The organism is Duganella sp. AC237, from assembly GCF_979254035.1.
The window spans coordinates 889576-911089 of sequence record NZ_CEEDEW010000003.1; the positions used below are offsets into that span (position 1 = coordinate 889576).

21 protein-coding genes are annotated in these 21514 nt (G+C 66.4%); 11 read left to right on the forward strand and 10 right to left on the reverse strand.

Translation table 11 applies throughout. The annotated features are described in order from the left end of the window. Positions 1–101 precede the first annotated feature (101 nt). From AC0IYS_RS04270 to AC0IYS_RS04310, 9 genes are all read left to right on the forward strand, one after another. On the forward strand, positions 102–1739 hold the full coding sequence (locus tag AC0IYS_RS04270) for an amidohydrolase (RefSeq protein WP_471704005.1): 1638 nt from the start codon (positions 102–104) through the stop codon (positions 1737–1739). Positions 1740–1821: 82 nt separating this feature from the next. Further along, complete coding sequence (gene hutU / locus AC0IYS_RS04275) at positions 1822–3525, forward strand: urocanate hydratase (protein WP_471704006.1); 1704 nt, start codon at positions 1822–1824, stop codon at positions 3523–3525. A gap of 13 nt (positions 3526–3538) precedes the next feature. Beyond that, a complete protein-coding gene (hutH, locus tag AC0IYS_RS04280) occupies positions 3539–5086 on the forward strand; it encodes a histidine ammonia-lyase (RefSeq protein WP_471704007.1) in 1548 nt (515 codons plus the stop codon). Positions 5087–5097: 11 nt separating this feature from the next. Further along, positions 5098–5886, forward strand: coding sequence for an N-formylglutamate deformylase (hutG, locus tag AC0IYS_RS04285; protein WP_471704008.1), 789 nt, complete (start codon positions 5098–5100; stop codon positions 5884–5886). Beyond that, positions 5883–7271 (forward strand): formimidoylglutamate deiminase, encoded by a 1389-nt coding sequence (locus AC0IYS_RS04290; protein ID WP_471704009.1) that lies wholly within the window; start codon positions 5883–5885, stop codon positions 7269–7271. The genes hutG and AC0IYS_RS04290 overlap by 4 nt, the downstream gene beginning before the upstream one ends. Next, on the forward strand, positions 7268–7843 hold the full coding sequence (locus AC0IYS_RS04295; protein ID WP_471704010.1) for a HutD/Ves family protein: 576 nt from the start codon (positions 7268–7270) through the stop codon (positions 7841–7843). Before AC0IYS_RS04290 ends, AC0IYS_RS04295 begins: the two co-directional genes overlap by 4 nt. Before the next feature lie 19 nt (positions 7844–7862). Then, entirely contained in the window at positions 7863–9092 is a 1230-nt protein-coding gene (hutI, locus tag AC0IYS_RS04300; RefSeq protein ID WP_471704011.1) for an imidazolonepropionase, read from the forward strand. A gap of 90 nt (positions 9093–9182) precedes the next feature. Next, positions 9183–9389 carry a hypothetical protein gene (locus tag AC0IYS_RS04305; protein WP_471704012.1) on the forward strand — a complete coding sequence of 69 codons (207 nt, stop codon included), beginning with the start codon at positions 9183–9185 and terminating at the stop codon, positions 9387–9389. Continuing rightward, the gene (locus tag AC0IYS_RS04310; protein WP_471704013.1) at positions 9389–10924 is read left to right on the forward strand and encodes a glycine betaine ABC transporter substrate-binding protein; all 1536 of its coding nucleotides are present in this window, start codon (positions 9389–9391) and stop codon (positions 10922–10924) included. Before AC0IYS_RS04305 ends, AC0IYS_RS04310 begins: the two co-directional genes overlap by 1 nt. A 22-nt stretch (positions 10925–10946) precedes the next feature. Here the strand turns inward: AC0IYS_RS04310 and AC0IYS_RS04315 are convergent, their stop codons facing one another. The 3 genes from AC0IYS_RS04315 to AC0IYS_RS04325 all read right to left on the reverse strand — a co-directional run bounded on the left by AC0IYS_RS04315 (position 10947) and on the right by AC0IYS_RS04325 (position 12873). Continuing rightward, positions 10947–11438 carry a GNAT family N-acetyltransferase gene (locus AC0IYS_RS04315; protein ID WP_090317400.1) on the reverse strand — a complete coding sequence of 164 codons (492 nt, stop codon included), beginning with the start codon at positions 11436–11438 and terminating at the stop codon, positions 10947–10949. Further along, the gene (locus AC0IYS_RS04320) at positions 11438–12358 is read right to left on the reverse strand and encodes a DMT family transporter (RefSeq protein ID WP_471704014.1); all 921 of its coding nucleotides are present in this window, start codon (positions 12356–12358) and stop codon (positions 11438–11440) included. The genes AC0IYS_RS04315 and AC0IYS_RS04320 overlap by 1 nt, the downstream gene beginning before the upstream one ends. Before the next feature lie 77 nt (positions 12359–12435). After that, the gene (locus AC0IYS_RS04325; RefSeq protein WP_471704015.1) at positions 12436–12873 is read right to left on the reverse strand and encodes an Mpo1 family 2-hydroxy fatty acid dioxygenase; all 438 of its coding nucleotides are present in this window, start codon (positions 12871–12873) and stop codon (positions 12436–12438) included. A 129-nt stretch (positions 12874–13002) separates the two neighbouring features. On the opposite strand from AC0IYS_RS04325, the gene AC0IYS_RS04330 reads away from it, so the two are divergent. Further along, positions 13003–13503, forward strand: coding sequence for a DNA-deoxyinosine glycosylase (locus AC0IYS_RS04330; protein ID WP_471704016.1), 501 nt, complete (start codon positions 13003–13005; stop codon positions 13501–13503). A 312-nt stretch (positions 13504–13815) separates the two neighbouring features. On the opposite strand, the gene AC0IYS_RS04335 is transcribed toward AC0IYS_RS04330, so the two are convergent. From AC0IYS_RS04335 to AC0IYS_RS04355, 5 genes are all read right to left on the reverse strand, one after another. Beyond that, positions 13816–14076 carry a type II toxin-antitoxin system CcdA family antitoxin gene (locus tag AC0IYS_RS04335; RefSeq protein WP_471704017.1) on the reverse strand — a complete coding sequence of 87 codons (261 nt, stop codon included), beginning with the start codon at positions 14074–14076 and terminating at the stop codon, positions 13816–13818. 230 nt (positions 14077–14306) lie between these two features. Beyond that, positions 14307–14996 (reverse strand): GNAT family N-acetyltransferase, encoded by a 690-nt coding sequence (locus tag AC0IYS_RS04340; protein ID WP_471704018.1) that lies wholly within the window; start codon positions 14994–14996, stop codon positions 14307–14309. Between the two features lie 16 nt (positions 14997–15012). Continuing rightward, positions 15013–16191 carry a tetratricopeptide repeat protein gene (locus AC0IYS_RS04345; RefSeq protein ID WP_471704019.1) on the reverse strand — a complete coding sequence of 393 codons (1179 nt, stop codon included), beginning with the start codon at positions 16189–16191 and terminating at the stop codon, positions 15013–15015. Positions 16192–16329: 138 nt separating this feature from the next. Then, on the reverse strand, positions 16330–17550 hold the full coding sequence (locus AC0IYS_RS04350; protein ID WP_471704020.1) for a hypothetical protein: 1221 nt from the start codon (positions 17548–17550) through the stop codon (positions 16330–16332). 15 nt (positions 17551–17565) lie between these two features. Next, complete coding sequence (locus tag AC0IYS_RS04355; RefSeq protein WP_471704021.1) at positions 17566–18432, reverse strand: HDOD domain-containing protein; 867 nt, start codon at positions 18430–18432, stop codon at positions 17566–17568. Positions 18433–18704: 272 nt separating this feature from the next. Here AC0IYS_RS04355 and AC0IYS_RS04360 point away from each other — a divergent pair, with 272 nt between their 5' ends. Beyond that, complete coding sequence (locus tag AC0IYS_RS04360) at positions 18705–19292, forward strand: DNA-3-methyladenine glycosylase (RefSeq protein ID WP_471704022.1); 588 nt, start codon at positions 18705–18707, stop codon at positions 19290–19292. On the opposite strand, the gene AC0IYS_RS04365 is transcribed toward AC0IYS_RS04360, so the two are convergent. Next, the gene (locus tag AC0IYS_RS04365) at positions 19194–20876 is read right to left on the reverse strand and encodes a methyl-accepting chemotaxis protein (RefSeq protein ID WP_471704023.1); all 1683 of its coding nucleotides are present in this window, start codon (positions 20874–20876) and stop codon (positions 19194–19196) included. The genes AC0IYS_RS04360 and AC0IYS_RS04365 overlap by 99 nt on opposite strands. Before the next feature lie 26 nt (positions 20877–20902). Continuing rightward, a complete protein-coding gene (locus AC0IYS_RS04370; RefSeq protein WP_471704024.1) occupies positions 20903–21373 on the reverse strand; it encodes a cache domain-containing protein in 471 nt (156 codons plus the stop codon). Positions 21374–21514: the final 141 nt, after the last annotated feature.

Below are 21514 nucleotides of genomic sequence, written 5' to 3' on the forward strand. Positions count from 1 at the left end.
GGTTGACCCCGGCGCAAACTTGGTTACACTCTGAACTTGCTTCCGAATGGAGAGATTTGATGCGCACCGCCCTTTTGCAACCTTCCCCGCTGGCAGCGGCAATGACTTTTGCCCTGTCCACCTTCCTGGCGCCGGTCCACGCCGACACTATCATCGACCACGCCAACGGCTACACGCTGACGGCGGCGGGCACCCTGCAGCGTTTCACGTCGCTGGGGTTCGACGATCTGGGACGGGTGATCGTTGTGGGCGGCGAAAAGGACACGGCGGCCAGGCTGCCGGATGCGCAGCACATCGACGCCCAGGGCAAAACCCTGCTGCCAGGGCTGATCGACGCCCACGGCCACGTGTTCGAGCTGGGCGAGATCGCCTCCGGGGTCGACCTGTTCAGCGCGACGTCGCTGGGCGGTGCGGTGCGGGCGGTGGCCGAATTTAGCCGCAGCCACCCGAAGAACGCCTGGATCGTCGGCTACGGCTGGAACCAGGAGGTGTGGAAGCTGGGCCGCTTCCCGACCGCCGCCGAACTGGACGCCGTGGTGGGCGACCGTCCGGTGCTGCTGCACCGGGTCGACGCCCATGCCAGCTGGGTCAACACCAAGGCGCTGGAGATGGCCGGCATCAACAAGGACACGCCCGATCCGGCCGGCGGCAAGATCGAACGCGACGCCAACGGCAAGCCGACCGGGGTGCTGGTCGACAGCGCCATGGAGCTGGTCAACAAGGTGGTGCCGCTGCCGACACCGGCGCAGGCGCGCGGCACGCTGGACAACGCGCTGGCGGCGCTGGCCAAGGTGGGACTGACGAGCGTGCACGACGCCGGCATCAAGGTGGCGCAGGACGACCTGTATCGCGACTACGCCGACCACGGCAAGCTGACCGCGCGCGTGTACGCGATGATCGGCGACACCGCCGGCGACTTCGACGAACTGTCCAGGGAAGGCCCGCTCAAGTCCTACGCCAACGACGTCTACGCGCTGGCGGCGGTCAAACTGTATTCGGACGGCGCGCTGGGCAGCCGTGGCGCGGCGTTGATGTCGCCCTACAGCGATATGCCGTCGACCAAGGGCCTGCTGTTCTATCCGAACGACCAGATGCTGGCCAAGATGAACAAGGCGATGAAGGCCGGCTATCAGGTCAATATCCACGCCATCGGCGACGCCGGCAACCGCCAGATCCTCGACGCCTATGCGCAGCTGATCCCCAAATATAAAAACGCGCAGCTGCGCCACCGCATCGAGCATGCGCAGGTGGTGGCGCTGGACGACATCCCGCGTTTCAAGGCGCTGGGGGTGATCCCGTCGATGCAGCCCACGCACGCGACGTCCGACCAGAACATGGCCGAACACCGCGTCGGCCCGGAGCGCATCAAGGGCGCCTACGCCTGGCGCACCTTCCTCGACCAGGGCTCGAAGATCGCCTGCGGGTCGGACTTCCCGGTGGAGTCGCCTAATCCGTTCGAGGGCTTGCACGCCGCCGTCACGCGCCAGAACAACGCCGGCGTGCCGGCCGGCGGCTGGTACAAGAACCAGGCGATGACGATGAACGAGGCGTTCCGCTGCTTCACCCTGGACGCGGCTTACGCGGCCCACCAGGAAAACGTCATCGGCTCGCTGGAGCCGGGCAAGTGGGCCGATTTCATCCTGATCGACCGCGATATATTCAAGGTGGCGCCCGAGCAGATCGGCAAGACGGTGGTGCTGCAGACCTGGATGGGCGGCAAGCGCGTGTACAAAAAGTAAAGGGTCGGGCGCAAAAATAGTGGCTTGACTTGGTTGTCTATACAACTTATCCTTGTGGGCATCATCCACAGGAGGAGGCCCCATGACCAGCCATTTAGACAGCGATCCACGATTCGACGCCAGCCGCGAGATCCGCGCGCCCCGTGGTCCGGAACTGACTTGCAAGAATTGGGGCGCCGAGGCGGCCTACCGCATGATCCAGAATAATCTGGACAAGGAAGTGGCGGAAAATCCCAAGCATCTGGTGGTCTATGGCGGCATTGGCCGCGCCGCCCGCAACTGGGAATGCTACGACCAGATCCTGGCTTCGCTGCGCGAGCTGGAAGACAATCAAACCCTGTTGATCCAGTCCGGCAAGCCGGTCGGCGTGTTCCAGACCCACGAGGACGCGCCGCGCGTGCTGATCGCTAATTCGAACCTGGTGCCGAAGTGGGCCAACTGGGAGCACTTCAATGAACTGGACCGCAAAGGCCTGTTCATGTACGGGCAGATGACCGCCGGCAGCTGGATCTACATCGGCACCCAGGGCATCGTGCAGGGCACCTACGAAACCTTCGCCGAGGCGGGGCGCCAGCATTTCGGCGGCGACCTCAAAGGCCGCTGGGTGCTGACGGCGGGCCTGGGCGGCATGGGCGGCGCGCAGCCGCTGGCCGCGACCATGGCCGGCGCGGTGTCGCTGACCATCGAGTGCCAGCAAAGCAGCATCGACTTCCGCCTGCGCACCCGCTACCTGGACAAGCAGGCCGCCAGCATCGACGAGGCGCTGGAGATGATCAAACTGCACAAGGCCAATGGCGACGCGATTTCGATCGGCTTGCTGGGCAACGCCGCCGACGTGCTGCCGGAGCTGGTGCGCCGCGCCAGGGCCGGCGGCATTGTGCCGGACATCGTCACCGACCAGACCTCCGCGCATGACCTGATCAACGGCTACCTGCCGCAGGGATGGAGCGTGGAGGAGTGGAAGGCTGCGCAGCACGACGAGGCGCGCCACGCGGCGCTGAAGGATGCGGCCACCGCATCGTGTGCGGTTCACGTGCAGGCGATGCTGGACTTCCAGGCGCTAGGCGCCAAGGTGGTCGACTACGGCAACAACATCCGCCAGGTGGCGTTCGACCACGGCGTGCAAAACGCTTTCGACTTTCCGGGTTTCGTGCCGGCTTACATCCGTCCGCAGTTCTGCGAGGGCCGTGGGCCATTCCGCTGGGTGGCGCTGTCCGGCGATCCGGAGGATATCTACAAGACCGACGCCAAGATCAAGGAGCTGTTCCCGCACCACGCGCAGGTGCACCGCTGGCTGGACATGGCGCGCGAGCGCATCGCCTTCCAGGGCCTGCCGGCGCGTATCTGCTGGCTGGGACTGGGCGAGCGTCACATCGCCGGCCTGGCCTTCAATGAGATGGTGCGCAGCGGCGAGCTGAAAGCGCCGGTCGTCATCGGCCGCGACCACCTGGACACCGGCTCGGTCGCCAGCCCGAATCGCGAGACCGAGAGCATGAAGGACGGCACCGACGCGGTCTCCGACTGGCCGCTGCTGAACGCCTTGTTGAACACCGCCGGCGGCGCGACGTGGGTGTCGCTACACCACGGCGGCGGCGTGGGCATGGGCTATTCGCAGCATTCCGGCGTGGTGATCGTTGCCGACGGCACCGACGCCGCCGCGCGTCGCCTGGCGCGGGTGCTGGTCAACGACAGCGGTACCGGCGTGATGCGCCATGCCGATGCGGGATACGAGACGGCGGTCGCCTGCGCCAAGCGCAACGGCCTCAATCTCCCAATGATCAAATAATCAGAGAACCACCATGACCACCAATGCATTGACCTTGAAGCCCGGCGCGATGACGCTGTCCGAATTGCGCGCTGTATGGACCGCCGCCGCACCGCTGTCCTTGGCCGCCGAAGCCTGGCCGGTGATCGAGGCGTCGGCCGCCGCCGTGCGCGCCATCGTCGCCAAGGGCGACGCCGCCTACGGCATCAACACCGGTTTCGGCCTGCTGGCCAAGACCCGCATCCCGGACGACAAGCTGGAACAGCTGCAGCGCAACCTGATCCTGTCGCATTCGGTCGGCACCGGCGAGCTGCTGTCGGACGCCGTCTGCCGCCTGATCATGCTGATGAAGATCGGCAGCCTGGCGCGCGGCTACTCCGGCGTGCGCCCGTTGATCGTCGAGACGCTGATCGCGCTGTACAACGCCGGCATCATGCCCGCCATTCCGGCCAAGGGTTCGGTCGGCGCCTCGGGCGACCTGGCGCCGCTGTCGCACATGACCCTGGCCATGCTGGGCGTGGGCGACGTGCGCTTCAACGGCGAGATCACGCCGGCCGCCGACGCGCTCAAGGCCGCCGGTATCGCGCCGGTGGTGCTGGCGGCCAAGGAGGGCCTGGCGCTGATCAACGGCACCCAGGTGTCGGCCGCGCTGGCGCTGCATGGCCTGTTCATGGCCGAACGACTGCTGGAGGCGGGCATGGTGTCCGGCGCCTTGTCGCTGGACGCCGCCAAGGGCAGCGATTCTCCGTTCGACGCCCGCGTGCACGAGGTGCGCGGCCAGCCGGGCCAGATCGCCGCCGCGTCGATCTACCGCCAACTGGTGAGCGACAGCGCGATCCGCGCCTCGCACCTGGTCGGCGACGAGCGTGTGCAAGATCCATATTGCCTGCGCTGCCAGCCGCAAGTCATGGGCGCCTGCTGGGACATCATCGGCAACGCCGCCCGCACCCTGCTGATCGAGGCCAACGCCGTCACCGACAATCCGCTGCTGTTCAAGGACGGCGAACTGTCGGTGGTGGTCTCCGGCGGTAACTTCCACGCCGAGCCGGTGGCCTTCGCCGCCGACACGCTGGCGCTGGCGATCGCCGAAATCGGCAGCATCTCGGAGCGCCGCATCGCGCTGCTGATCGACGCCACGTTGTCCGGCCTGCCGCCGTTCCTGGTGCGCGAGCCGGGCCTGAATTCGGGCTTCATGATCGCCCACGTCACCGCCGCCGCGCTGGCGTCGGAGAACAAGTCGCTGGCCCATCCCGGCAGCGTCGACACCATCCCGACCTCCGCCAACCAGGAGGACCACGTCAGCATGGCGACGTACGCGGCGCGCCGTCTGGACGACATGGCTCAGAATACGGCGGTGATCATCGGTATCGAGCTGCTGGCGGCGGCGCAGGGGATCGATTTCCATCGTCCGCTGACCACGTCCCCGCATCTCGAGCACGTGCATGCGCAATTGCGCCGGAACGTGGCCGTCTACGACCAGGACCGCTTCTTCGCGCCGGATATCGAGGCCGCCAAGGGCATGGTCATGCGCGGCGAGTTGAGCGCGTCGTGCAAGGAGTTGTTTACATCGCTGCATCCATAACCGGGGGCGCCATGGATTATCAGTTCAAAGCAGGCAGCATTCCCTTGCTGGTGTCCATGCCGCACGTCGGCACGGATATTCCCGACGACGTGGCGGCGGCGATGACGCCGGCCGCCGTCGACAAGCAGGACACCGACTGGCATCTGGCGCGCCTGTACGATTTCCTCGGCGAGATGGGAGCTTCGACCTTGTCGGCGCGCTGGTCGCGCTATGTGATCGATTTGAACCGGCCGCCGGAGAACACCAACCTGTATCCGGGGCAGGACACGACCGGTTTGTGCCCGGTCGATACCTTCCACCGCGAGCCGCTGTATCTGGAGGGCCGCGCGCCGGACCAGGCGGAGGTCGAGCGCCGCCTGGGTCTTTACTGGAAACCGTATCACGAGCGGCTGCGCGCGGAGCTGGACCGCTTGCTGGCGCTGCACGGCGCGGTGGCGCTGTGGGACGCGCATTCAATCGCCTCCCACGTGCCGCGCTTCTTCGAGGGCAAGCTGCCCGACCTGAACTTCGGCACCGCAGATGGCGTCAGCTGCGCGCCGGGGTTGAGCGAGGCCGTGGTGTCGCGCGCGCTGGCGCAGGAGCGCTTCAGCGTGGCCGTCAACGGCCGCTTCAAAGGTGGGCATATCACGCGCTTCTACGGCAAGCCGGAGGCGAATGTGCACGCGATCCAGCTGGAGATGTGTCAATCGACCTATATGGATGAGGAAGCGCCTTACGGCTACCGGACCGACCGCGCCGACCAGGTGAGGGGGCTGCTGCGCGAGATGACGCAGGCCGCCGCCGGCTGGGTGCGCCGATGAGCAAGCTCTTTGCCCTTTTTGCACGCCACGCGCTGCTGCCCGACGGCTGGCGCACCGATGTGCTGATCGAGTGGGACGCGGCGGGCGCCATCACGGCCGTGTGCGCGGGCGCCACTCGGGAAGACTGCGTTGAAACCGTCGAGTACGCGCTGCCGGGCATGATCAACCTGCATTCGCACAGCTTCCAGCGGGCGCTGGGCGGACGCACGGAAAAGGCGGGGCCGCACAAGGCCGGCGGCGTCCAGGACAGCTTCTGGACCTGGCGCGACCTGATGTACCGCTTCGCCCGCAACATCACCCCGGTGCAGATCGAGGCCATCGCGGCCCAGCTGTTCTCCGAATGCCTGCGCCATGGCTATACCTCGCTGTGCGAATTCCACTATGTGCAACGCTCGCCGGACGGCGCCATGTACCCGCGCCCGGCCGAAACGGCCGAGCGGGTGATCGCCGCCGCACGGTTGGCCGGAATCGGCGTGACGGTGCTGCCGGTGTTGTATAGTTATTCCGGTTTTGGCGAAAGCGCCCTGAAACCCGAACAGCAGCGTTTCAAGACCGATGTCGCCGATGTGCTGCGCTTGTTTGAGGCGCTGGAACCGTTGCGCGACGCGCAAACCGAGGTGGGCGTGGCGCCGCATTCGCTGCGCGCGGCGTCGGTGGGGCAGATCAACGCGGTGCTGGCGGCTTTGCCGCCGGACCGCCCGGTGCACATCCACATCGCCGAGCAGCAGCCGGAGGTGCGGCAGTCGCTGGCCTGGAGCGGGCGCCGGCCGGTCGAGTGGCTGCTCGATAACGTCGCCGTCGACGAGCGCTGGTGCCTGGTGCACGCCACCCACCTGACGCGCGGCGAAGTCGATCGCATGGCGGCCAGCGGCGCGGTGGCCGGCCTGTGCCTGACCACCGAGGCGAACCTGGGCGACGGCCTGTTCCCGCTGGAGGACTTCCTGGCGGCGGGCGGGCGCTTCGGCATCGGCAGCGACAGCCATATTTCGCAAAGCCCGGTGGAGGAACTGCGGTGGCTGGAATACGGCCAGCGCCTGCAGCACCAGCGCCGCAATATCGCGGTGTCGGCCAAGGAGCGCCATGTCGGCGATTTTCTGTGGCAGGGCGCCTTGCGCGGCGGCGCGCAGGCGGCGGGACGGCCGGTCGGCGCCTTGGCGCCGGGGCGGCGCGCCGATGTGATCGTGCTTGATGACGATCACCCGAATCTTTATGGCTTGGCGCTGGACGAGGTGCTTGGCAGTTTCGTCTTCAGTGGCAACGACAATCTGGTCAAGGACGTCATGGTCGGCGGCCAGTGGGTAGTACGCAACCAGCAGCACGTGGCGCAGCAGGCGATCGCTGCGCGCTTCAAGCAGACGATGGCCGAACTGAGGGAGTTCAGATGACCCAGCTGATCCAGTATGCAAGCCTGATGCCCGCGCCGTGGAAGAACGGCGGCGGCAGCACGACCGAAATCGCCGCCTCTCCCGCCGGCGCCGGTTTTGACGATTTCGACTGGCGCGTGAGCCTGGCGACCATCACCCAGGACGGCCCGTTCTCCGCCTTCCCCGGCATCGACCGCACCCTGGCGCTGGTCGACGGCGACGGCGTGCTGCTCGATTTCGGCGATGAGCGGGTGGTGCTCAGCCCCAGCGAGCCGCTGATCGAGTTCGCCGGCGAGGATGCGGTGCACGCCACCGTCACGGGCGCCAACACCACCGACTTCAATGTGATGACGCGGCGCGGGCGTTGCCGCCACCGGCTGGAAGCGTGCGTCGTGCGCGGCACGCTGGAGCTGAACCGGCGCGCCAGCACCACGCTGGTGTTCCTGGCCGACGGCGAAAGCCTGTCCGTCAGCAGCGCGCGCGAACGCATCGCCATGGTGCGCTACGACATGCTGGTGATCGAGTCCGAGCAGGTATGGAACCTGGAGGCGGCGCAGGCGACCGTGTTCGTGGTCGACATCATCGATATCTAAAATAATACGAAGGCATGGCATGACCGCGTGGGATGTGTTGTTTACCAATGTGCACCTGGCCACCATGGACGGGGGCTACGGCGAAATCCGCGATGCCGCCATCGCCGTCAAGGACGGCCGCATCGCGTGGCTGGGACCTGTCGCGGCGCTGCCGCCTGACGCGCGGGCGGCCGCCACGCATGACGGGGAGGGCTGCTGGCTGACGCCGGGCCTGATCGACTGCCACACCCACATCGTCCACGCCGGCAACCGCAGCGATGAATTCGAGGCGCGCCTGAATGGCGCCACCTACGAGGATATTTCGCGCGCCGGCGGCGGCATCATGTCCACCGTGCGCGCCACCCGCGCCGCGTCGGAAGACGAATTGCTGGCGCAAAGCCTGCCGCGCGTGCGCAGCCTGCTGGCCGAGGGCGTGACCACCATCGAAATCAAATCCGGTTACGGCCTGACGTTGGAATCGGAGGCGAAGATGCTGCGCGTGGCGCGCCGCATCGGCCGCGACGAGTCGGGCAAATTCCCGGTCGATGTCGTCACCACCTTCCTTGGCGCGCATGCGCTGGCGCCGGAATTCGCCGGCCGCGCCGACGACTACATCGACGAAGTCCGCGCCATGATCGCGCCGCTGGCGGAGGAGGGCCTGGTCGACGCGGTCGATGCTTTTTGCGAGCGGATAGGGTTTTCGCATGATCAGACGGAGCGCGTGTTCCAGACGGCGCAGGCGCATGGCTTGCCGGTCAAGCTGCACGCCGAGCAGCTGTCCGACCAGCGCGGCGCGCAGCTGGTGGCGCGTTATGGCGGCCTGTCGGCCGACCACCTCGAACATTTGACCGGCGACGGCATCGCCGCGATGGCCGCCGCCGGCACGGTGGCGGTGCTGCTGCCGGGCGCCTACTACTTCCTGCGCGATACCACGCCGCCGCCGGTGGCCGCCTTGCGCGCTGCCGGCGTGCCGATGGCCGTCGCCACCGACTGCAATCCGGGCACGTCGCCGATGACGTCCGTGCTGCTGGCGATGAACATGGCCTGCACCCTGTGGCGACTGACGCCGCTCGAGGCGCTGTCCGGCTGCACGTCGCACGCGGCGCGCGCGCTGGGCCGGCAGTCGGATATCGGCACCCTGGAACCGGGCAAGCGGGCCGACTTCGCGCTGTGGCGCATCGCCCGGCCGGCCGACCTGTCCTATGCCATCGGCATGAATCCCTGCGCGGGCGTGGTCAACGCCGGCGTATGGCGTTCGCCGCACGGTTAGGCGTTGGCGCGGCGGCTTTGCAAAAAATCGTTCCGTTGCCGGGGCTTTCGGTTACATTATCCCGATTCCACAACCTGTAACAGGAACACCATGTTTGCCTTGAAATCCCAGCGCGTCGCCGTCATGCTGCTGCGCGCCACGCCGTCGACGCCGGCCGGCGCACGCAGCCTGCAACGCGAAGACGCACCGGCGCTGCGGCGCGATCTGCTCGGCGCGACAATGCGCACGGCCAGCAGCGACGTCAAAGCGCCTTCGACCGCGAGCTACGGGACGCCGATGCCGCGGATGGGGGCCTGATGCGGGGCTGGTTGGGCGGGGCGCTCCTCGCACTTGGAGTGATGATCGGCGGCGCGACCGCCGCGCAGGAAGCGGACACGCTGCACGTCGGCTCCAAGCGTTTCACCGAATCTTATATCCTTGGCGAGGTGCTCACGCAGACGGCCGCGCCGCACGCCAAGGTCACGCACCTGCAGGGGTTGGGTAATACCGCCATCGTGCTGGCGGCCTTGCAGGCAGGCCGCATCGACGTTTATCCGGAATACCTGGGCACCATCGATCTGGAGATTCTCAAGCACACCAAGCCCGCGCCGCTGGAGCAGATACGGCGCGAACTGGCGCCGATGGGGCTGGGCGTGGCGGTGCCGCTGGGGTTCAACAATACCTATGCGCTGGCGACGCGCGGCGACGCCGAGGGCCTGCACAAGCTGAGCGACCTTGCCGCGCGCGACAAGCTGCGTTTCGGGCTGTCGCATGAGTTCATCGGCCGCGCCGACGGCTGGCCGGGCCTGGCCGCCCGCTACGGCTTGAAGCAGCGGCCGGAGGGCCTCGATCACGGCATCGCCTACGAGGCCTTGATGCAGCGCCAGGTCGACGTCATCGATATCTATTCGACCGACGCCAAGATACGCCAGTACGGGCTGCGGGTGCTCGACGATGACGGCGCATATTTCCCGCGCTACGACGCCGTGCTGCTGTACCGGCTCGATGCGGCGCAGCGCTTTCCCGCCGCGTGGAAGGCGATCGGCCAGCTGGAGGGACGCATCAGCGCGGACGACATGATCGCCATGAACGCCGCCGCCGAAATCGACGGCAAGAGCTTTACCCATATCGCGCGCGACTGGCTGGCGGCGCGCGCCGCGAAGGCCGCCGGAACGTCCGCCGCCGCCACCGATGCCAAAGCGCCGCCGGCCGCGCGCGACGGCCTGCTGGCCAAGATCTTCGACAAAAATCTGTGGCCGCTCACGCGCCAGCATCTGACGCTGGTGCTGTTCGCGGTGGCGATGGCGTGCGTGATCGGCATTCCGCTGGGCGTGATGGCGGCGGTGTTCCCGCGCCTTCGGCAACTGGTGTTGGGATTGACTGGCGTGCTGCAAACCGTGCCGTCGCTGGCCCTGTTGGCGCTGCTGATCCCGCTGTTGGGGCGCATCGGCACCGTGCCGGCGCTGGTGGCGCTGGTGGTCTACGCGCTGCTGCCGATCGTGCGTAACACCTGCACCGGCCTGCTGCAGGTGTCGGCGGGGCTGCGCATGGCGGCGCTGGCGCTGGGCCTGCGGCCGTCGCAACGCATGATGCTGGTGGAGTTGCCGCTGGCCCTGCCGGTAATCCTCGCCGGCGTCAAGACGGCGGCGGTGCTGAGCGTGGGCACGGCGACCATCGCGGCCTTTATCGGCGCCGGCGGCTACGGCGAGCGCATCACCATCGGCCTGGCGCTCAACGACAACGACATGCTGCTGGCCGGCGCCATTCCGGCGGCCGTGCTGGCGTTGCTGACGCAGGCGGTGTTCGAGCTGCTGGAGCGGTTTGCCGTCCGTTCGCGGTCACAGCGACTGTAGCTTGGAGCGGACCGCGCCGGGGTTACGCCTGCGCCGACAGCTCGGTCAGCGCTTCGCCGGTGACGCGGCAGATGCGCCACTCCGGCATGACGGTCGCGCCCATGCCCTCGTAGAGTTTGATGGCGTTGGTGTTCCAGTCCAGCACCGACCATTCGAAGCGGCCGCAGTCGCGTTCGACCGCCAGGCGCGCCAGCGCCACCAGCATCTGCTTGCCGTAGCCCCGGCCGCGACAGGCTTGCTTGACGTACAAATCCTCCAGGTACAGGCCCTTTTTGCACAGGAAGGTGGAAAAGTTGTGGAAGAACAGCGCGAAGGCGACGACCTCGCCGTTGGCCTCGCCGACCAGCGCCTCGCAGCCCGGTTTGTCGCCGAACAGGCTTTCGTGCAGCATGGACTCGTTGGCCACGACCATGTGTTCGAGTTTTTCAAACACCGCCAGCTCGAAGATCATGCCGAAAATGGCGGAGACGTCGGCCGGCTCGGCCGGGCGGATGGTCAGGTCGGAGTTGTTCATCAGGCTGCTTCTGCACTTTCTTTTATGACGGGGGAATCGGATTTGAGCGCCCAGGCGACGCTTGCCAAGCACAATACCATGCCGATCCATTCCAGCGGTCCGGGACGGAAGTGTTCGAGCTGGATCGACAACAGTACCGAGATCACCGGCGTGACGACGGTGATATAGACGGCCTTGTCCGAACCGATGCGGTGGATCAAGGTGAAGTAGGCGGCGAACGCGATGACCGAGCCGAACAGCGACAGGTAGAGCAGCCCGCCCCAGTACTTCGGTTCGCTCGACAAGGTGAACGACTGGCCGCTGGCGAGTACCCCGGCGGCGACGATCAGCGTGCCCCACATCATCGACCAGGCCATCGTCAGCAGCACGTTGGACGACTCCACGCGCACCTTGACGACCATCAGGTTGCCGACGGTGCTGGCGATGGTGGCCGTCAGCGCCAGTCCGAGGCCGAGCAGGAAATGGCCTTCGCCGCCGGTCATGATGTCGCGCCACGCGCCCTGGATGGAGTGGAAGAACAGCAAGGTGACGCCGGCGACGGCGATGATGCCGGCGTTCCAGGTGCGCCAACTGACCGGCGTGCCGAAGGCGACGCGGTTGAGGATGGGGCTCCAGAACACCATCAGCGCGAACAGCACGGCCACCAGGCCGGACACCAGATATTGCTCTGACGAATAAGTGCAGATGTAACTGAGGGCGAAGGTCGCGCAGCCCTGCAGCATCAGCCAGCGCTGGGCGCGCCAGGGCAGCATCAATTTGTCGCCGCGCACCGCGCACCAGGCGAACAGCGCGGCGGCGGACAGGCCGAAGCGGTAGGCCACCGAGACGGCCGGCGCGACGTCGCCCAGCTGCAAGGTGATGGCGAAGAAAGTGGAGCCCCAGATCAGGCAGGCGATAGCGAAGAGCAGTGGCGAGGACATCGAACAAGTATAGCTGGCTTAATGGCAACTTGCCTAGCTGCCACCTTTTGGCGAGGTCCCGTCGCTGACGGGGCGCGTCAGTAGGCAAGCCGGAAGCGGCGGTACAAAAAGCCCAGCACGAACAGCGGCCCGATCAGCAGGAAGCGCAGGTCGTCGAAAAACGACGGCTTTTTGCCTTCAATCTTGTGGCCGATGAACTGGCCAATCCACGCCAGCACGAAGATCGCCAGCGACAGCGGCAGCACCGCCTGTTGCGGCAGCGCGGCCAGCACGGCGAGCATGACGGCGGCCATCACCAGCATGCCCAGCGCGAAGGGTTTGGACAAGGTGAAGTAGTAGACCAGCGACGCCACGGTGACCGCGACGGCGGCCAGCGGATGGATCGCCCATACCAGCCCCAGCAAGGTGAACACGATGACCGGCACGCAGATGAAGTGGATCACTTCGTTCGTAGGATTCAGATGGCTCTCGCTGTACTTGGCGAGCAACATATCGATGGTGCGCGGTTGCGGCATGGTTGTCTCCTGCGATTGTTTTTATGGCGCGGTCTGGCCGCCGGTAAATTCTACACCCGTTTTTCATGGAGGCTGCCGAGGCCGCTTCCTGCGGCGACGCGTCGTGGCCGGCTCCGGTAAAATGCCGACATGCCCGACGACACCGATTTGATCTCCCCGGCGCTGACCGGCCTCGCGCCCGTGGTCGACGCGCGCACGCGCATCCTGGTGCTGGGCAGTTTTCCCGGCGCCGCCTCGCTGGCCGCTCAGCAGTATTACGCGCATCCGCGCAATTTGCTGTGGCCGATCCTGTCGGCGTTGACGGGGGAGCCGCTGGCGCAGTTGCCGTATGCCGAGCGCTTGCCGCGACTGCTGGCGCATGGGTTCGGGCTGTGGGATGTGCTGGGGGCGTGCGAGCGCGAAGGCAGCCTCGATTCGGCGATCCGCAAGCCGGCGGCCAACGACTTCGCGCGGCTGCGCGAGCTGTGCCCGTTGCTGGAAACGGTCGGCTTCAACGGGCAGACGTCGGGCAAGTTCGCGCCGCAGTTCGCGGCCGAGGGCTATCGTACTGTGGTGCTGCCGTCGACATCGCCGGCCCATGCTTCGCTTTCCTTGGCGGAAAAACTAGAGCGCTGGAGAAGCCTGCTGTGATTGGCGGGAGTCTGCGTAGATCGGTGTCAATGCGCACCGAACACACGATCCAACGCCGTCTGGATTTCAAACTGATGCAGACCAGCAGAACCGCTTTGACTTTGAGTTCACTTAATGGGATGGCACCCATTTGCGGCGTGTCGAGAAAATGCCGGATGCCGTTAACTTCTATCAGCGGGAACAGGTCGCCGGGTAGCGACAGTGATGAAAACATGGCCAAAAGTACGTAGTGGTATCACGATTCTAGTCGCCAGCCCGCTGATCACATTGCTTTGTTTCTTCCCGGATTCTCATAGATATCGAAACGCGCCATTAGAAGCCGCGCCACTCTTGCAGTGCCACGCCTTCTGCTGCAACTTGTTCGTTATACGTTGCGATGAAGTCGGCATGCAGTTCGTTCCAAAGCGGTTCCTTGCGCGCCTGTATCTCCTCAAGCAAACGTTGCTCGCAAACTGGGGAAATGTTGATGCCGAACTTTTTCGCCTCCACGTACACGTCCGTAGCCAGGCTGACGTTGGTTGTCTTCTTTGGCGATGTTTTTGACGCATGCGAAGCTACGCGGGCTGGTTTCATGTGGACTCCTTGCGCATCATGAATGTGGGTGATCACCAAGCATTATACGCCCCCTTTAGCACTAATCCGCCGCCGCGAAATGCGCCATCGGGTCCGCGTCGGCTTTACTAACGACGGCCGGGCGATGGTGCGCGCATGGGTGCCCCAACATCGCATGAAGTCCAGGCGGGGCGATTAACCGGCGTCTGAGCGCCTTGGGATTTTATGTGGTCCGAGTGGATGCTCTTCGCCTAGTTGGTGCCTTCGCACACCACCACCCGCACCACCGTCTCCAGATAATCCTCGAACCCCATGCGCAGATAGACATCGTGTGCCGGGTTGGCGCGCATGACGTGCAGGAAGGGCGTGTCGCCGCGCAGCATGTGGCGGCGGATCAGCTTCCCGATCAGTCGCTTGGCCAGCCCCCGTCCCTGATAGTCGGGATGCGTGCACACGCCGCTGATCTCGCACAGCCCCGGCGCGCGCAGGCGCTCGCCGGCCATCGCCATCAGCCGCTCGCCGTCGAAGTAGCCGAAGTACTCGCCCAGCTCGATGGTGCGGATGCCGAACGGCCCCGGCTTGCACAAGGTGGCCAGCTCCAGCGCCTGCTGCGCGTGCTGCGCACGCAGCGGCAGCGCCTCGGGCGCGGGATCTTCGGCCGGCATGGCGCCGGCAAAGACCATGCGGAACATCGTCGTCTCGGCGTCGATGCGCCAGCCGGGCGGCGCGGCGCCGGTCCAGTTTTCGCAATAGAAGTGTTCGCCCGGCGCGCAGTGGGGCGCGAGCGCGGCGAAGTCCGGCGCGGCGCTGTCGGCGAAGGCGAGGATGGGCGAGAAGCCGGCGGTGTAGCGGCGCGCGCCGCCTTCGCCGCTGGCGTGCTGGGCATGCGCGCCGGTCAGCGTGTGCCAGAAAATGTGGTCGAGTAGTGAGTTGTTTTGCATCGCCTCCAGATTACCATTACTTCATCACTTTCGCTTCATGGGCGCGTATACGGTCGAGCTTGGCGGCGTACAGCGCGTTCTGCCCTTGCGTGGTGCTGTTCTCCAGCGCCTTGCGCATATGCTTGTCGGCGGCGCGCAGGTTGCCCAGCTGGTATTGGCTTACCGCCAGCCAGTAGTGGAACTCGTGGTAGTCGGGCGAGCGCTCCAGCTCGCGCTCGAACAGGTTGCGCGCGCGCTGGTAGTCGCCCATATCGAAGGCCTCCAGTCCCAGGTGGAAGAAGTGGAACGGCGGGAACGGCTCGAGCCGCGCCAGCCGCTCGCGCACCGCCGCCGCCTCCATCGGACGCTGCAGCGACTCCAGCGTCTGCGCCAGGTTCGACAGGTAGATGGTGTTGTCGGGCGCTTGCCGCAAGACGTAGCGCAAGGTCTGCTCCGCTTGCATCTGGTCGCCGTGGTTCTGGTAGATGACGGCCAAGGTGTTGTAGCCGTTCATGAAGGCCGGATCCACCTGGACGGCCAGCCGCGCGGCCCAGTAGGCGTCGTCGATGCTGCCGGCCGACAGCAGTTCGGCGGCGCGGTTGTTGAGGTACATGGCGACGATGGTGTGTTCCTCGAGCAGGCGGGCGGTTTCGCGCGCCTTGGGCGGGATGGGGATGAAGTCCACCGTCAGCGCATTCGCGGTGTTGACCTGGTAGCCGTCGAGGTAGGAGGTGCGCTTCTTGCCGAGCACCAGGTTGACGTGGTTGGCGGCGAAGTACAGGTTGCCCGAGCGGCTCCAGCTTTCGTCCATCTGGATTTGCTGGAATTGCACGGAGAAGTTGAGCTCGCGCGCCAGCGCGGCCGTCATGATCACCAGCGACAGGCAGTTGCCGGCGCGCGCGTCGAAGGTCTCGGCGGCGTTGCGCGTCATGGCCGCGTCGTATTCGAGCTTGAGCTGGTCGCGGGTGTAGAGGGCGTCGAACAGCGCGCGGCGCGGGTCCTGGCCGGCGCCGCGCTGCACCAGGTTGTGCTTGAGGTAGTCGCGCATGCGGTCGCTGAGGGCGAAGATGGCGGTGGTGTCGATCGGTGCGGCGGGAGCTTTGAACAGCTGGTCGTGGAATAGTTCGGCTACCGGCGCGCGCTGCGCCGGCGATTGGCTGGCGCAGCCGCCGACGCAGAACGCGACGGCGCACCAGAGCATGGCCCATGGCTTCATGACTTGTCTCCCTTTGCTGCGGAGCACAAGGCCGGCGCCGCACCAGGCAGCGGACTCTGTGTTCCGCCTTGGAGAAAGTATCGGCCGCTAATCCGGTGCTGTCAACGAGTATCCATGTTGCGTCGCGGGCGGTTTTACCTACCCCAACGGGCGCGCATCGACCGGCTGTCCCTGGCCGTCGAAACGCAGCGCCACCGATACCGCTTCGATGCCGATGCTGGCCAGCGCGTCGCGCAGGTCGTCCACTTCCACTTCGAGGTCGGCGGTGATGTCGAGCGGCTTGTCGCACGTGGCCAGCACCTCGGCGCCGGCCGACAGTTGCACGCGCAGCAGCATTTCATCGTCGACATCGGTCGGCGCGATGATGGCGCTGACCTGGTCCGGCGCGTGCGATCCCAGCGCCTGGTTGAGCTCGGACAAGATGCGCAGCATGTCGTACTCGGACTGCCCCTGCGCGCGGGCGCCGAAGAACAGGTCCTGGTAGAGGAAATTGAGCGTCAGGGCCGGATCGGCGCCACGCCCGCGTCCCAGGCAGCGCGCCACCAGCGCGCCGTACTGTTCCGTCCATTTCTGGTAGCGCTCGGCGCGCTTGGCGAAGTAGGCGTCGGCCGCCTTCTCGCCGGCCGGCACCTGGTAGAAGGCGTCGTCGGCGCGCTTGAGCGCAAAGCCGAGCAGGAAGCGCAACTCGACGGCGCTGTCGTCCGGGCCGAAGCCCACGGGCGTCCAGCCGGCCGCCATGCTGCGCTCGAGCGCCGGCGCGGCGGTGATTTTCTTCTCCGTCAGCGTCTGCGCCGCTTCGCGCACCATGCTGTGCAACTGGCCGTAGCTGATCCGCTCGAACTCGGTCAGGTCGTAGGCGTGGCTGACCAGCACCACCTTGGCCTTGGGGCTTTCCAGGCCGGCGTCGTTGAAGCTGGCGAGCAGCGCGTCGTAGGCGTCGCCGTCCTGGAAGTCGGCGGCCGGGTCGAGCCCGCCCTGGCTGTGCACGAACACCGGAATGGCGAAGGCGTCGATCTCCATCTCGGGCGCGCCCTCGCGCCGCAGCAGCAGGCTGGCGGCGCCTTCCTCGACGGCGGCGCGCAGGTAGCGGTAGCCGTCGACGGATTCGTCGCGCGCCAGTTCGATGGCGCCGTACAGCACCTCGTCCTTGCCCTGGTTGAGCAGCTTGCGCAGCAGGCGCTGGAAGTCGAGCGCCTTTTGCGCCAGTTCGGCGCGGGTGCTCTCGGCCACGATATCGTTGTTGAATTCACCGTCCGACAGGTCCAGCGCGAGCGCGCACAGTTCGGTGGTTTGCTGCTCGTCCTTGAGTTCCGGCGAGTTGGCGGATTTGCGCGGTACGGGGCGCTTGTTCTTAGGCATGTAGGTGGGGTCGTCTTATCGTTCGTGGTGGAAGGCTTCGTGCAGCTCGTCGAGCAGGTCGGCGGTTTCGTCCTCGGTCAGGCCGAGGTGCTGGCAGGCCAGCGCGCCGCCTTTTTCCCATTCGTGCGACATGCGGCGGCCGTGGAAGCGTTCGATGCCTTTTTCGGCCAGCAGCGCCAGCGCCACCAGCGAGCGCACGGCGTCGTCGGTGGCCGGGTCGTCGAGCACGCGGTAGTCGTGGTGCAGCAGGATGGCCCAGGAGACGTCCGGCGACAGCCCCCAGTTGCGCGCCAGCAGGCAGCCGATGGCGGCGTGGTTGGTGCTGTAGCGCTGGTCTTCGACGGCGGTGAACGGCAGCCCGGCCTCGTGGCAGGCGTCGGCGTAGGTGTCGGCGTAGTCGCTGAAGCGGTTCATCAGCAGCGGCACGCCGATGTCGCAGAACAGGCCGAAGGTGTGGGCGATGTCGGGCGGGGCGATGCGCAGCTTGCGCGAGATGAACACCAGCGCCTGGGCGCGCCGCGCCGACACTTCCCAGAACGCGTTCAGGTCCGATTCCTTGCCTTCGATGGCCTGGCGCGCGAGCAGCCCGGTCAGCAGGGCGGCGCACTGGTCGACGCCGAGGAAGTTGATGCCCTGTTCAACCGACTTGGCCTTGCGGGCGGCGCCGAAGAACGGCGAGTTGGCCAGCTTGAGCAGGGCGCCGGACATGCCGACGTCGTTGCCGATGATGCGGGCGATGCGGCGCGGCGACGGGTCGGACTGGGCCAGCTCGCGCTGCAGGTCGACAAGCAGGCTGGGCCGTGGAGGAATACGGATGGAGCGCATCAGCGCTTCTTCCACCGCGTTTTCTACTGGCATGGCTGGGGCTGCAACTGTCGTCATGTTGTTCTTCAGGTGTCAAAGGCGGCGCGCGGCCCCGATGGGCGGCCGGCGCGGACAAATGTTGGGCGTGCGAATGAGCATGCGTACCCAACATTATCGCCGCAAGCGCGCGCCGGTTGCGCGAATTTCTCCCAATTTTATTGCTTTGGGGCTACACAGGCTTCAAATTTGTCGCAAATTTTGGCCCGTGACACAAATTTGATGTCGCTTCGATAACGATTCAATAGCCCGGCCGTGGTTGCGCGGTCCAGATTGGCATTTACAATATCGCCATGACCAATGTTATCGCAGGGATCAATTTTGCCGCGCCGTCGCACGAGGTGGCGCGCCGGCTCATCGGCGTGACGGTGCTGGTCGACGGCGTCGGCGGGCGCATCGTCGAGACCGAGGCCTACGACCGCGATGAGCCGGCTTCGCATTGCTATATCGGTGAGACGCCGCGCAATTTCTCGATGTTCGGCCCGCCCGGGCGCAGCTATGTCTACCGTTCGCACGGGCTGCACTGGTGCCTCAATTTCGTCTGCCGCGAGGAGGGCCACGGCGCCGGGGTGCTGATCCGCGCGCTCGAACCGGTGCAGGGATTGGAGCGGATGCGCGAGCGGCGCGGCATGGACGACGCGCGCCTGCTGTGCGCCGGACCGGGACGGCTATGCCAGGCGCTGGGCGTGACGCGCGAGCATAACAATCTGCCGCTCGACGCGCCGCCGTTCCTGCTGCTGCCGCCCGATCACGGGTTGCCGGCGCCTGAGCCGATCGTCGTGCTAGCCGGCCCGCGCATCGGCATTTCGAAAGCCGTGGAGCTGCCGTGGCGCTTCGGCGTGGCCGGCTCGCGCTTTTTGAGCAAACCCATGCGCGCCTGAGGCCGCGCCGGCGACGGCCACCGGCGCCGCCGGCGGCTCGACCTTGAACACCGACACCGCCTGCGACAGGTGCACCGCCTGGTCCTGCAGGCTCTCGGCGGCGGCCGCCGCCTGTTCCACCAGCGCCGCGTTCTGCTGGGTGACGTCGTCCATCTGACCGACCGCCTGGTTGACCTCGGCGATGCCCAGCGCCTGCTCGGCGCTGGCGTCGCTGATGCGGGCGATGATGTCGTTGACCTCGCGCACCGAGTCGACGATGTCGCCCATGCGCTCGCCGGCCTGGTGCACCGAGGCGCTGCCGCTGTCGATGGTGGCCACCGAGGCCGCGATCAGGGTTTTGATTTCCTTGGCCGCCGCCGCCGAGCGCTGCGCCAGCGTGCGCACCTCCGACGCCACCACAGCGAAGCCGCGCCCCTGCTCGCCGGCGCGCGCCGCCTCGACCGCCGCGTTGAGCGCCAGGATGTTGGTCTGGAACGAGATGCTGTCGATGACGCTGATGATGTCGACGATCTGGCGCGAGCTGGCGCGGATCGACGTCATCGTCTGCACCGCCTGCTGCACGGCGGCGCCGCCGCGCTGCGCCATGTCGGTGGCGCTGGCGGCCAGCTTGCAGGCCTGCTGGGCGTTGGCGGCGTTTTGCTGCACCGCCCGCGTCAGGCTGTCCATCGCGCTGGCGGTCTGTTCGAGCGAGCTGGCCTGCATTTCGGTGCGGGTCGACAGATCGAGGTTGCCGCTGGCGATTTCGTGGGCGGCCGTGTCGATCGAGCGCACCGCCGTCAAGATCGTGCCCAGGGTCTGCGTCAGGTTGCTCATGGTCTGGTCGAGCATGCGCGCGGTGTCGGCGATTTCATCGCGGCCGTCGTTGCGCCGCCCGGTGCCGAGGCGGCCCGCCGCCAGCGCCACCACAACGTCGGCGATGCCGCGGATGTCGCGCAGCATGGCGCCGCGCACCGCCATCGTCACGCCCAGCGACAGCGCGATCGACAGCAGCACGATGACAGCCATGGTGGTGGTGAGGGTGGCGAAGTCGCCGGTGGCGCGGGCGTGCGCCTGTTCGCTCAGTTGCTTTTGCAGCGCCGACATTTTCGCCAGCTGGTCGTTGAGCTGCAGGAACTGCGTTTCCGCCTTGGCCATCGAGTTGGTGGCGATGCTTTGATCCATCTGCGCCATGTCCATCGTTTCGAGCACCGCCTTGCGATAGGCCGCCAGCGACTGCAGCGACTGCTCGACGAGCTTGCGCTCGGCCTCGTCGGCGCCGGCTTCGGCGGCCAGCCGGCGCAGACCGGCCTCGACGCCGGCGTGGCGCGCCTTGATCTGTTTGCCCAGCGCGTCGAGCCGCGCCTGCGCGAAGCTGCCGTTGACCCAGGCCAGCAACTGGTAGATGTGGGCATGGGCGTAGCGCGCCTCGCCGGAGACGTCTGCCGCCGCCTTGAGGCGCTCGGCGCGCACCTGCACCAGGTTCTGCATTGAGGCGTTCTGGCGCACCATGCCGTAGTAGCCGGCGGCGGCGGTGACGATCAACAGCACCAGCACCAGGCCGGGCGCGAGCAGCAGTTTGGGACCTATCCGTAATTTCTTCAACATGATGCTCTCCGGCGGTTGCGTCGTGATTATTTCTTGTAGATGCCCGCCTCCAGCACGGCGTCGCCGACGCGCAGGATATAGGTGGTCTTCGGCTCGATCTTGCCGGTGGTTGGATTCTTGTACTGGTAGTCGACCCAGCCGCTGCCTTTCTTGGCGGCCAGCTCGATGATCTCGCGGCGGTATTTCTTGCCGCTGGCGTCGGGCACGTCGGTCAAGTCCTTGCCGACGATGGACGGGTTGATCGGATGGGCCAGCACGATGCCGGTGTTGATGTCGCGCATGTCCACGTACAGCGAGCCCTGCACATAGTCGGGGTCCTTGGCGGTGATCTTTTTCATCATCGCTTCCTTGCCGTTGGCCTTCATGAAGGCGGCGCCTTTTTCGGCCATGGCGATGGCGTCTTTCTCGGTCGGCTCGCTGGCGTGGGCGGCCGGCAGGTTGAACAGGGCGGTCGCGGCGATGGCGGCCAGGGCGAAGTGCGCGAAGTGCAGTTTCATGGCGGTTCCTTGTCAGGTGAGGGGATTGCTCGGGTCAACTTTACGCCCGCCCCGGTCGCCGGGATTGCGCTGTCGCAAGGTGTGGCCGCATGGCAATTACGACCGTGGTTTTATTGCCGCTTGCGCCCCGTCTCTAAATAT

Excerpts from the sequence above, each read along its gene's own strand:
- AC0IYS_RS04365 (WP_471704023.1), bottom strand. The coding sequence starts at position 20,876 with ATGTTGAAGAAATTACGGATAGGTCCCAAACTGCTGCTCGCGCCCGGC.
- AC0IYS_RS04335 (WP_471704017.1), bottom strand. The coding sequence starts at position 14,076 with ATGAAACCAGCCCGCGTAGCTTCGCATGCGTCAAAAACATCGCCAAAG.
- AC0IYS_RS04295 (WP_471704010.1), top strand. The coding sequence starts at position 7,268 with ATGACCCAGCTGATCCAGTATGCAAGCCTGATGCCCGCGCCGTGGAAG.
- AC0IYS_RS04360 (WP_471704022.1), top strand. The coding sequence starts at position 18,705 with ATGACCAATGTTATCGCAGGGATCAATTTTGCCGCGCCGTCGCACGAG.
- hutI (WP_471704011.1), top strand. The coding sequence starts at position 7,863 with ATGACCGCGTGGGATGTGTTGTTTACCAATGTGCACCTGGCCACCATG.
- AC0IYS_RS04355 (WP_471704021.1), bottom strand. The coding sequence starts at position 18,432 with ATGACGACAGTTGCAGCCCCAGCCATGCCAGTAGAAAACGCGGTGGAA.
- AC0IYS_RS04305 (WP_471704012.1), top strand. The coding sequence starts at position 9,183 with ATGTTTGCCTTGAAATCCCAGCGCGTCGCCGTCATGCTGCTGCGCGCC.
- AC0IYS_RS04320 (WP_471704014.1), bottom strand. The coding sequence starts at position 12,358 with ATGTCCTCGCCACTGCTCTTCGCTATCGCCTGCCTGATCTGGGGCTCC.
- hutH (WP_471704007.1), top strand. The coding sequence starts at position 3,539 with ATGACCACCAATGCATTGACCTTGAAGCCCGGCGCGATGACGCTGTCC.
- AC0IYS_RS04330 (WP_471704016.1), top strand. The coding sequence starts at position 13,003 with ATGCCCGACGACACCGATTTGATCTCCCCGGCGCTGACCGGCCTCGCG.
- AC0IYS_RS04270 (WP_471704005.1), top strand. The coding sequence starts at position 102 with ATGACTTTTGCCCTGTCCACCTTCCTGGCGCCGGTCCACGCCGACACT.
- hutU (WP_471704006.1), top strand. The coding sequence starts at position 1,822 with ATGACCAGCCATTTAGACAGCGATCCACGATTCGACGCCAGCCGCGAG.
- AC0IYS_RS04310 (WP_471704013.1), top strand. The coding sequence starts at position 9,389 with ATGCGGGGCTGGTTGGGCGGGGCGCTCCTCGCACTTGGAGTGATGATC.
- AC0IYS_RS04290 (WP_471704009.1), top strand. The coding sequence starts at position 5,883 with ATGAGCAAGCTCTTTGCCCTTTTTGCACGCCACGCGCTGCTGCCCGAC.
- AC0IYS_RS04315 (WP_090317400.1), bottom strand. The coding sequence starts at position 11,438 with ATGAACAACTCCGACCTGACCATCCGCCCGGCCGAGCCGGCCGACGTC.
- AC0IYS_RS04345 (WP_471704019.1), bottom strand. The coding sequence starts at position 16,191 with ATGAAGCCATGGGCCATGCTCTGGTGCGCCGTCGCGTTCTGCGTCGGC.
- hutG (WP_471704008.1), top strand. The coding sequence starts at position 5,098 with ATGGATTATCAGTTCAAAGCAGGCAGCATTCCCTTGCTGGTGTCCATG.
- AC0IYS_RS04370 (WP_471704024.1), bottom strand. The coding sequence starts at position 21,373 with ATGAAACTGCACTTCGCGCACTTCGCCCTGGCCGCCATCGCCGCGACC.
- AC0IYS_RS04325 (WP_471704015.1), bottom strand. The coding sequence starts at position 12,873 with ATGCCGCAACCGCGCACCATCGATATGTTGCTCGCCAAGTACAGCGAG.
- AC0IYS_RS04340 (WP_471704018.1), bottom strand. The coding sequence starts at position 14,996 with ATGCAAAACAACTCACTACTCGACCACATTTTCTGGCACACGCTGACC.
- AC0IYS_RS04350 (WP_471704020.1), bottom strand. The coding sequence starts at position 17,550 with ATGCCTAAGAACAAGCGCCCCGTACCGCGCAAATCCGCCAACTCGCCG.